Annotated in this window: 9 protein-coding genes; 7 read left to right on the forward strand and 2 right to left on the reverse strand. The window is 42.7% G+C overall.

The features are described from left to right. Positions 1-226 precede the first annotated feature (226 nt). From obgE to rsfS, 5 genes are read left to right on the forward strand one after another with little or no spacing between them, the layout of a single operon-like run. The gene (gene obgE, locus ACYVD3_RS25755; RefSeq protein ID WP_460645356.1) at positions 227-1,510 is read left to right on the forward strand and encodes a GTPase ObgE; all 1,284 of its coding nucleotides are present in this window, start codon (positions 227-229) and stop codon (positions 1,508-1,510) included. Between the two features lie 15 nt (positions 1,511-1,525). Further along, positions 1,526-1,822, forward strand: a complete 297-nt coding sequence (gene yhbY, locus ACYVD3_RS25760) for a ribosome assembly RNA-binding protein YhbY (RefSeq protein ID WP_460645357.1) — start codon at positions 1,526-1,528, stop codon at positions 1,820-1,822. A gap of 35 nt (positions 1,823-1,857) precedes the next feature. Next, positions 1,858-2,475 (forward strand): nicotinate-nucleotide adenylyltransferase, encoded by a 618-nt coding sequence (gene nadD, locus ACYVD3_RS25765; protein WP_460645358.1) that lies wholly within the window; start codon positions 1,858-1,860, stop codon positions 2,473-2,475. Next, complete coding sequence (yqeK, locus tag ACYVD3_RS25770; protein ID WP_460645359.1) at positions 2,472-3,068, forward strand: bis(5'-nucleosyl)-tetraphosphatase (symmetrical) YqeK; 597 nt, start codon at positions 2,472-2,474, stop codon at positions 3,066-3,068. The genes nadD and yqeK overlap by 4 nt, the downstream gene beginning before the upstream one ends. Further along, a complete protein-coding gene (gene rsfS / locus ACYVD3_RS25775; RefSeq protein WP_460645360.1) occupies positions 3,065-3,427 on the forward strand; it encodes a ribosome silencing factor in 363 nt (120 codons plus the stop codon). Before yqeK ends, rsfS begins: the two co-directional genes overlap by 4 nt. Before the next feature lie 276 nt (positions 3,428-3,703). On the opposite strand, the gene lexA is transcribed toward rsfS, so the two are convergent. After that, positions 3,704-4,324 (reverse strand): transcriptional repressor LexA, encoded by a 621-nt coding sequence (lexA, locus tag ACYVD3_RS25780; protein ID WP_460645361.1) that lies wholly within the window; start codon positions 4,322-4,324, stop codon positions 3,704-3,706. A gap of 178 nt (positions 4,325-4,502) precedes the next feature. Between lexA and ACYVD3_RS25785 the strand changes: the two genes are divergently transcribed. Next, positions 4,503-4,817 carry a LysM peptidoglycan-binding domain-containing protein gene (locus tag ACYVD3_RS25785; protein WP_460645362.1) on the forward strand — a complete coding sequence of 105 codons (315 nt, stop codon included), beginning with the start codon at positions 4,503-4,505 and terminating at the stop codon, positions 4,815-4,817. A 139-nt stretch (positions 4,818-4,956) separates the two neighbouring features. After that, the gene (locus ACYVD3_RS25790; RefSeq protein ID WP_460645363.1) at positions 4,957-6,906 is read left to right on the forward strand and encodes a GTP-binding protein; all 1,950 of its coding nucleotides are present in this window, start codon (positions 4,957-4,959) and stop codon (positions 6,904-6,906) included. A gap of 411 nt (positions 6,907-7,317) precedes the next feature. Here ACYVD3_RS25790 and ACYVD3_RS25795 read toward each other — a convergent pair whose 3' ends face one another. Next, the gene (locus ACYVD3_RS25795) at positions 7,318-8,373 is read right to left on the reverse strand and encodes a tyrosine-type recombinase/integrase (RefSeq protein WP_460645364.1); all 1,056 of its coding nucleotides are present in this window, start codon (positions 8,371-8,373) and stop codon (positions 7,318-7,320) included. Between the last annotated feature and the right edge of the window lie 294 nt (positions 8,374-8,667).

An 8,667-nucleotide genomic window follows, 5' to 3' on the forward strand; every position in this document is an offset into this window, starting at 1 on the left:
TTACGATACAGGAACTAGCCGGCTTCCTGTATTTAAAATTCGCTGCTCATGCTCAATTTAGGGTTGAACCCTTTAAGAAAGGGGCTTAACCCTTTAAAGAAAGGGGTTAAACCCTAATTTTAAACAAAAAGTAACTCCCTGAGGGTATACCTTTATATCTGATAAAGCAGGGAAGGTTCTGCCCAGAAAGCATGGGCAGGAAAAAAGAAAGGGAACAGGTGAATGAATGTTTGCCGATAGAGCAAAAATATTTATAAGATCCGGAAAAGGCGGCGATGGACATGTCAGCTTCCGGAGAGAACTTTATGTTCCGTGCGGCGGTCCTGACGGTGGTGACGGCGGCCGCGGCGGTGACATTATATTTGAAGTGGATGAAGGCCTTAACACATTAACGGATTTCCGGCATATCCACAAATATACCGCACAGGATGGAGAAGCGGGCAGTAAACGCCGCTGTCATGGAAAAGATGGCGGGAATCTGGTGATCAAGGTTCCGGAAGGCACAGTGATCAAGGATTTTGAATCAGGAAAAGTCATTGCTGATATGTCCGGTGAGAATCGCCGGGAGGTTATTTTAAAAGGCGGTAAGGGCGGCCAGGGAAATATGCATTATGCCACTCCTACCATGCAGGCCCCCAAATATGCCCAGCCTGGACAAACTTCCCAGGAACTTTGGGTACAGCTTGAATTAAAAGTCATTGCCGATGTAGGGCTGGTCGGTTTCCCCAACGTAGGGAAGTCCACGCTTCTTTCCAGGGTCAGCAATGCAAAGCCAAAGATAGCCAATTACCATTTTACCACCTTAAACCCTCATTTGGGTGTTGTGGATATGGATGGTGGAAAAGGCTTTGTTATGGCTGATATTCCAGGGCTTATTGAAGGCGCTTCCGAGGGTGTTGGATTGGGACATGATTTTCTCCGCCATATTGAACGGACAAGAGTTCTGGTTCACGTAGTAGATGCGGCATCTACGGAGGGAAGAGACCCAATTGCGGATATCCATGCAATCAATAAGGAGCTGGGAGCTTATAATCCGGAGCTGTTAAAACGTCCTCAGATCATAGCAGCCAATAAGACCGATGCGATTTATGATGATGGTACGGATCCGGTTGAAGGGCTTAAAGCGGAATTTGAACCTCAGGGTGTTAAGGTTTATCCAATATCTGCAGTAAGCGGTAAGGGCGTAAAGGAGTTGTTATATGCCATTTATGAGCTGCTTCAGACCGTAAATTTAAGTCCCATCACATTTGAAAAAGAATTTGATGTAAAGAGCCTGGCCAATGTACTGCTTCCATATTCTGTTGAAGTGACTGAGGATGGAGTTTATGTGGTAGAAGGCCCTCGCATTGAAAAAATGTTAGGCTATACGAATCTGGAATCGGAAAAAGGCTTCAGCTTTTTCCAGAAATTCTTAAAGGATAATGGTATTTTAGAAGAACTGGAACAGGCGGGAATTGAAGAAGGAAATACGGTCCGCATGTATGGTCTGGAATTTGACTATTACAAATAGTACGAGGAGAATAATATGACAAGTAAGCAGAGATCCTATTTAAAGGGATTGGCAATGAATATAGACCCTATCTTCCAGATTGGAAAATCCAGCCTGACACCGGAAATTACCAATGCGGTAGCAGAGGCGCTGGAAGCCAGAGAATTAGTAAAGATTACTGTGCTCAAGAATTGTCTGGAAGAGGTCAACGGCATTGCAGGAGTGTTATCTGAGAGGACCCGTTCTGAGATCGTTCAGGTGATCGGAAGAAAAATCGTCCTTTATAAGCAGGCAAAAGAGGAAAACAAGAGGAAGATCGTGCTTCCTAAATAATCCTGCTTCATTTTTGAGTCAGGGAGTGGTTGACTATGGGTAAAGTTGGCATTATGGGCGGTACGTTTGACCCGGTCCACAATGGACATTTGATGCTTGGTGAACAGGCATATAAGGAATACAGCTTAAAGGAAGTCTGGTATATGCCTTCCGGGCATCCGCCTCATAAAAAGAGCCGAAAGGTGACAGATCCGTCCATGCGTCTTGCCATGACAAAACTAGCCATGAAAGCTCATGAAGGTTTTGTCTGTTCGGATTTTGAGGTAAAACGGACCGGATATACGTATACGGCACAGACATTAAGATTATTACACGAAGCATATCCGGAGCATTCCTTTTATTTCATCATCGGAGCAGATTCTTTATATGAAATTGAGAGCTGGTATGAGCCGGACCAGGTTCTTGCCCAGGCAGTCATATTGACTGCCCAGCGGGAATATGAGGAGGCGGACCGTTCTATGGACCGGCAGATCGCTTATCTGGCCTCAAAATATGGAGCAGATATCCGTACGCTGCACTGCGGGGAAATGGATATCTCTTCTGCAGAGCTGCGCCGTATGGTTGCCATGGGCCAGTCCATAACAGACTATGTGCCGGAGGAGGTTGCAGCGTATATCAGCGCCCACGGTTTATATCAGGAGTTGGAACCATGAAAAATCTAATCTTAGAGTTAAGAAATAACTTAAAGGGGAGACTAACCCCCTCCAGATTTGAACATACGGTCAGCGTATCATTTATTTGCACCGCATTGGCGATGCGTTATGGCTGTGACTTAAATAAAGCGGAGCTGGCCGGCTTGCTTCATGACTGCGCCAAGCCTTATGGAGATGATGAGATCATCAGAAAATGCAGGAAACAGAACCTTCCCTTAACAGATGATGAACTTAAGGCTCCGGTGGTGCTTCATGCGAAATACGGGGCATGGCTGACAGAGCATAAATATGGTATAAATGACGGAGAAATCATCAATGCCATCCGCTGGCATACTACCGGAAGGCCGGAGATGTCAACACTGGAAAAAATCGTATTTACAGCGGATTATATTGAACCAAGGCGTGACAGGGCGGCAAATCTTGCGCTTGTGCGGTCGGTGGCATTTGTAGACTTAGATGAAAGTGTTTACCAGATACTTAAGGAAACCTTGGAATATCTGGAAGGAAAGGGCAATTTTGTGGACTCTATGTCAAAACAGGCATATGCTTATTATAAGCAGGTTCACAAAGATAAGAAGGGAGAACAAGGATGAATCAGTCAGTTGAGATGGTAAAAACCGCTTATGCGGCTTTATCGGATAAGAAAGGGGAAGATATCAGAATCATTGATATCAACAAAGTATCTGTAATGGCAGATTATTTTATTATTGCCAGCGGTACCAATACAAATCAGGTCCAGGCTATGGTTGATAATGTAGAGGGAGAACTTGGAAAAAAGGGATTTGTCTGCAAACAGGTAGAAGGCTATCAGTCAGCCAACTGGATCCTTATGGATTATGGCGATATCATTGTCCATGTATTTGACCGTGATAATCGTTTGTTCTATGATTTGGAAAGAATCTGGAGAGATGGAAAGACAATTAACGCTGAGGAATTAGAAGCTTTATCATAATTTATTATAAAAACTGAATTTAATAGGGTAAAACGGCTTAACAGAATCTGTGAGCCGTTTTTTTGTGGGAAATTACGCCTTATGAATCATAACGCGGCCTGTTATGGATAGGCTTACGCATAAATGCGGCAATGGATGCGGTATGGTGCTGAAGCAACCTGGCTTTTGTACGAAAATCCATTTTGCAGGCGCTTTACTCCATATTAACTCTCGCCAAGGTTTACATAATATATTTATGTAAATCTTGGCGAGAGTTATGGTTCATTTTTAAAATTCTCAACGGATTCCCAAGCGGAACAAACCGATTACCTTACCCAGGATTTCCACATTATCCACGATGATTGGGTCCATGGAATCATTTTCTGGCTGGAGACGGTAATGACCTTTTTCTTTAAAAAACCGTTTCACAGTTGCGGAATCTTCAACCAATGCCACGACAATTTCTCCATTATGGGCTGTTGGACAGTGTTCAACAATAATCTGATCTCCCTCGAGAATGCCTGCGTTGACCATGCTGTTTCCCTTAACTTTTAACATAAAGGTCTCAGTGTTTGGAAGAAGGTCGGCTGGTATGGGATAATAGTTCTCAATGTTTTCTTCTGCATACAGAGGCTGTCCGGCTGCTACGGTTCCCAGGAGCGGAACATTCACAACCTCCCGGCGTGTCAGTTGAAAGCAGTCATCTATGATCTCAATGGTCCTGGGCTTGGTAGGATCTCTTCTTATGTATCCCTTTTCCTCAAGAGTCTCCAGGTGGGAGTGGACGGATGATGTTGACTTTAAACAGACAGCTTCGCAGATTTCCCTGACTGCCGGCGGATAACCCTTCTTTAAAATCGTTTCCTTTATATATTGTAAAATTTCCTGTTGCTTTGGGGTAATTCTTTCTAGCGCCATGGTACGGCCTCCTCAATCCTTATTCATTAAGACTATAGTAACATATGTTCGATGAAAATGCAAACCTTTGTTCGAAAAAATCCAAAACCAATTGACAAACATACGTTCGCAATGATATGATAGGGACAGAGAAAAGAACAGACGTTCTGATGTGGATTGTTTTTAAGGAGGTATGCATATGATAAAGCAATTAATTGCACTGTCACTGGTTGTTTTGCTGGGATCCCACTTTTTCGGCCATTCCATAATGAATGCTCTTGCCGGAGAGACGGAAGCCCCGGCGATTGAAAAATATTATACCAGCATTGAGATACAAAAAGGAGACAGCTTATGGAGCATTGCCGGAATCTACTTAGAAAACAGCGGGATGACCACTGCCCAATATGTGAAGGAACTAAAGAATATGAACGGATTAAAGGAAGATACCATTCACAGCGGGCAGTATCTGACTGTCATGTACTTTGCATCTGATTCTGCAACGAGAGAAAGATAGACGGGATAACTGACCGCCCGTCATTTTAAAATTCATTGATTTTATTGGGAATATATCTTAGAATAATAGAAGCGCCGTCTATATAAGGAGCATTATTAATCTCTGAATTATTCTTACAGTCAAAGGATTCGATATAATTATGAAGATAACTTTTGGAATTATGGCCCATGTAGATGCTGGAAAAACCACTTTTTCGGAGCAGGTATTATATAAAGAAGGGGTAATCAGGACCCTGGGCCGTGTAGATGCAAAAAACGCATGTATGGATCATGAAAACATTGAAAGGGCAAGAGGAATCACCATATTTTCTGATATGGCTGGTTTTCCCCATGGCGATGATACGTATTATCTGATAGATACACCTGGTCACACAGATTTTTCGGCCGAGATGGAACGGGCTTTGGAGGTGATGGACTATGCAGTCCTGATCATTAATGGGAGTGACGGCATTCAGGGTCATACGGAGGCTATATGGAATCTTCTGGAACGTTATCATATCCCGGTCTTTCTATTTATCAATAAGCTTGATGTGGCTTCGGCATCTTATGAACGGGTCTTATGTGAGGTTCGCGGACGCTTTTCCGGTAATATCCTGGATTTTCAAGGTATCAGCCTTGAGAATGGGAAAGAAGGAATCCTTGCAGATGACTTCATTGAGAATGTATCTGAATGGGATGAGGGGTTACTGGATAAATGGTTAGATGGAACCATTACTTTTGAAGACTTAAGGCCTGCTGTGGTTTCTCAAATTAAGAACCGGAGCTTATTCCCATGCTTTGGAGGCTGTGCTTTAAGGGGAGAGGGGATTGAGCAGTTTCTCAATGCTTTTTACAGCTTAACAGAAGCTTCCTATCCGGTCTCAGCTCCTTTTAGCGGGAGGGTATTTAAGATCCGTTATGATGGGCATGGCGAACGGATGACGTATTTGAAGATATTAAGCGGATTTCTCCATGTCCGGGATTCCCTGTTAGCCGATGAGAAGATTCATCAGATAAGGCTTTTTCAAGGGGAACGTTTTACCTCCCTTCAGGAAGCTGCTGCAGGGGATGTGGTTGCCGTTACCGGACTGCGGACCACCAGAGCAGGCCAGGGACTTGGAGAATGTCATGATATGGTGGTTCCGGCTCTGCAACCTGCCCTTCAGGCAAGAGTCTTATACCCGTCGGAAATCCCTGACCGGACGATTTTACAGGTGTTTTACATTCTGGAAGAGGAAGAGCCTGTGTTAAGTGTGGTATGGGAAGAGTCTTTGCGGCAGTTAAAAGTGAATATTATGGGGAAAATTCAACTTGAGGTTTTAGAACAGGTTGTTTTAGAGAGATTTCAGATACGGGTAACCTTTGGACAGCCTGAGATCCTATATATGGAAACCGTGGCGGATCCGGTTACCGGATATGGGCATTTTGAGCCGCTCCGCCATTATGCGGAAGTTGCACTGAGGATTGAGCCTGGAGAGAGAGGGAAAGGGATTTCGTTTGAGAGTCAATGTCATGTGGACAGGCTTGGGATCAATTATCAAAACCTGATACGTACCCACGTTTTTGAGACCATTCATAAAGGAGTTTTAACCGGGTCTGAACTGACGGATGTTAAGATCGTCCTGGTTGATGGAATTTCTCATATTAAGCATACTCAGGGCGGTGATTTTCGGGAGGCAGTATACCGGGCAGTACGCCAGGGTCTAATGAAAGCCAGGAACCTTATTCTGGAGCCTTATTACCGTTTGACCATATCAGTTCCGGATTCCTTAACCGGAAGGGTATTAAATGACATCACAAAATATTACGGCAGGTTCGAAGCTCCGGTCACAGAGGGAAGTGGGAGAACGGTAATAAAGGGTCTTGGTCCCGTTGCTTCCTTCATGAACTATGGAGAAGAACTGATGATAATGACCGGAGGCAGGGGAAGTATTTCTATGGTATTTTCTCACTATGATACATGTCATAATGAAGATGAAGTTCTTAATCATTATCAATATAATCCCAATGAAGATACCAATAACCCTTCCTGTTCCGTATTCTGCCAAAAGGGGACCTCGTTTGTAGTTAATTGGGATCATGGGGAGGAGTACATGCATACTCTTTCATAATGGTTATTAACTGTTATATTTAACCTTAAATGATATTAAAAATATGCCAATAAGGCTCCTGAAGCCTGGAAAGTTTTATATCATGGGGATAAGATGACTTCGTCATCATTAAAAAGATAGTTAAAAAGAAAATCGGCAATTGAGATGGATGCTGAACTGACCTCCAATAAGTTAGACTGATATGATCCTCTTAAAGTAGACATGGTAAATAACCAAAATCTACTTTAATCCTTAGTGATGTAAAACAGATTGCAGAGGAGATTCAAAAGGGTGTTGAGCAGGGGTAAGATTTGGTTTTTGAACAAAACAACCATTTTTAGTTTTTTACTTATAACGGTTAAAAAACCATTTTTGAACAAAACCCCTTAAAAATTTTTTTTACTTATGATTATCATTAAATAGATATTTAGTTTAGCTTTCCCGCAATTTCACCTTATTTCTGGCGCTGCGGCGGCGCTCATCCTCCAAGGCTGCATAGTGTTTTTTCGTGGTGTTGACATCGGAGTGCCCTAAAACGTCTGCAACCAGATAGATGTCCCCGGTTTCTTTATACAGGTTTGTTCCATAAGTACTTCGCAGTTTATGAGGGGTAATTTTTTTTAATGGAGCCACCAGCTTAGAGTACTTCTTTACCAGATTTTCGACGCTGCGGACTGCAATTCGTTTCTTTTGAAGGGAAAGGAAGAGTGCTTTTTCGTGGCCGTCCTCAGGAATAACTAAGCTGCGTTCTTCCAGGTAATCAAGAAGAGCATCCTCCACTTCAGAACCAAAGTATACCGTAACTTCCTTTCCTCCCTTTCTGTGAATTCGGATTCCTCCGTTTTTTAAGTCAATATCATCTATATCCAGTCCAACACATTCTGATACACGGATTCCTGTTCCCAGCATGAGAGTCAGAAGGGCCAGATCACGGACCTTGGTTTTCGCATGATAGGCCTTTTGCTTCTCAGTTAAAGCTTCCCCGCTTTCTACTTCATCAAGCAGAAGAGCAACCTCATCAATATCCAGCCGGATAATATCCTTTTCATGAAGCTTAGGAAGCTGCACCAGAGAAGCGGGATTTGTTTGAAGCCGCTCATTTCGGTAATAATAATTATAGAAGCTTTTCAAAGAGGAGATTTTCCGCATGATGCCCCGCTCTTTGTTGGTTACTTCCTGATTTTTATCATTAAAACGGTATTTTAAATATTCCATATATTCTTCTATATCTACGACACGAAGGGCGTCCAGATGGTCCAGTGTGATATCCTGCATATGTAGTTTGCTGATAACAGGATTTTCCTTAGCCAGAAAGTCAAAAAACACCCTTAGATCGTAAGCGTAAGCGATTCTGGTCCGGGAAGAGGTACGGGGCTCAATCCCCCTGAAAAAGTCTCCGCAGAAGCGAGGAAGCTCTTTTACTAGCTGGCGCAGATGTTTTACGTTTTCAATGTCCTTTTGCTGATGATAGGAGAGAGGAGCACTCATAATTCGGCCTCATTTCTTTTTTATTTGACTGGGTAAATACTTTCTGAAAGATTTATATTTTCTTTTCCGGACTGAGTATTGTATGGGTTAGTTCTTTGACAAAGGTGTAAAAGAATCTTTGCTTAACTTAGTATGTAAGGAGCGGAGGTGTTGGTCATAGGTGGCAATTGCATGAGATTAGATTATAAAATACAAATCAAGATATAAGTAATAAATACGAAGTTCATTAAGTAATTATATTGAATTAATGAGAAAATAATGATTTCCGTACTTCCTGCATCAACTATTCGTTAA

The organism is Lacrimispora brassicae, from assembly GCF_054772055.1.

Excerpts from the sequence above, each read along its gene's own strand:
- ACYVD3_RS25795 (WP_460645364.1), bottom strand. The coding sequence starts at position 8,373 with ATGAGTGCTCCTCTCTCCTATCATCAGCAAAAGGACATTGAAAACGTA.
- ACYVD3_RS25785 (WP_460645362.1), top strand. The coding sequence starts at position 4,503 with ATGATAAAGCAATTAATTGCACTGTCACTGGTTGTTTTGCTGGGATCC.
- rsfS (WP_460645360.1), top strand. The coding sequence starts at position 3,065 with ATGAATCAGTCAGTTGAGATGGTAAAAACCGCTTATGCGGCTTTATCG.
- nadD (WP_460645358.1), top strand. The coding sequence starts at position 1,858 with ATGGGTAAAGTTGGCATTATGGGCGGTACGTTTGACCCGGTCCACAAT.
- ACYVD3_RS25790 (WP_460645363.1), top strand. The coding sequence starts at position 4,957 with ATGAAGATAACTTTTGGAATTATGGCCCATGTAGATGCTGGAAAAACC.
- obgE (WP_460645356.1), top strand. The coding sequence starts at position 227 with ATGTTTGCCGATAGAGCAAAAATATTTATAAGATCCGGAAAAGGCGGC.
- yhbY (WP_460645357.1), top strand. The coding sequence starts at position 1,526 with ATGACAAGTAAGCAGAGATCCTATTTAAAGGGATTGGCAATGAATATA.
- yqeK (WP_460645359.1), top strand. The coding sequence starts at position 2,472 with ATGAAAAATCTAATCTTAGAGTTAAGAAATAACTTAAAGGGGAGACTA.
- lexA (WP_460645361.1), bottom strand. The coding sequence starts at position 4,324 with ATGGCGCTAGAAAGAATTACCCCAAAGCAACAGGAAATTTTACAATAT.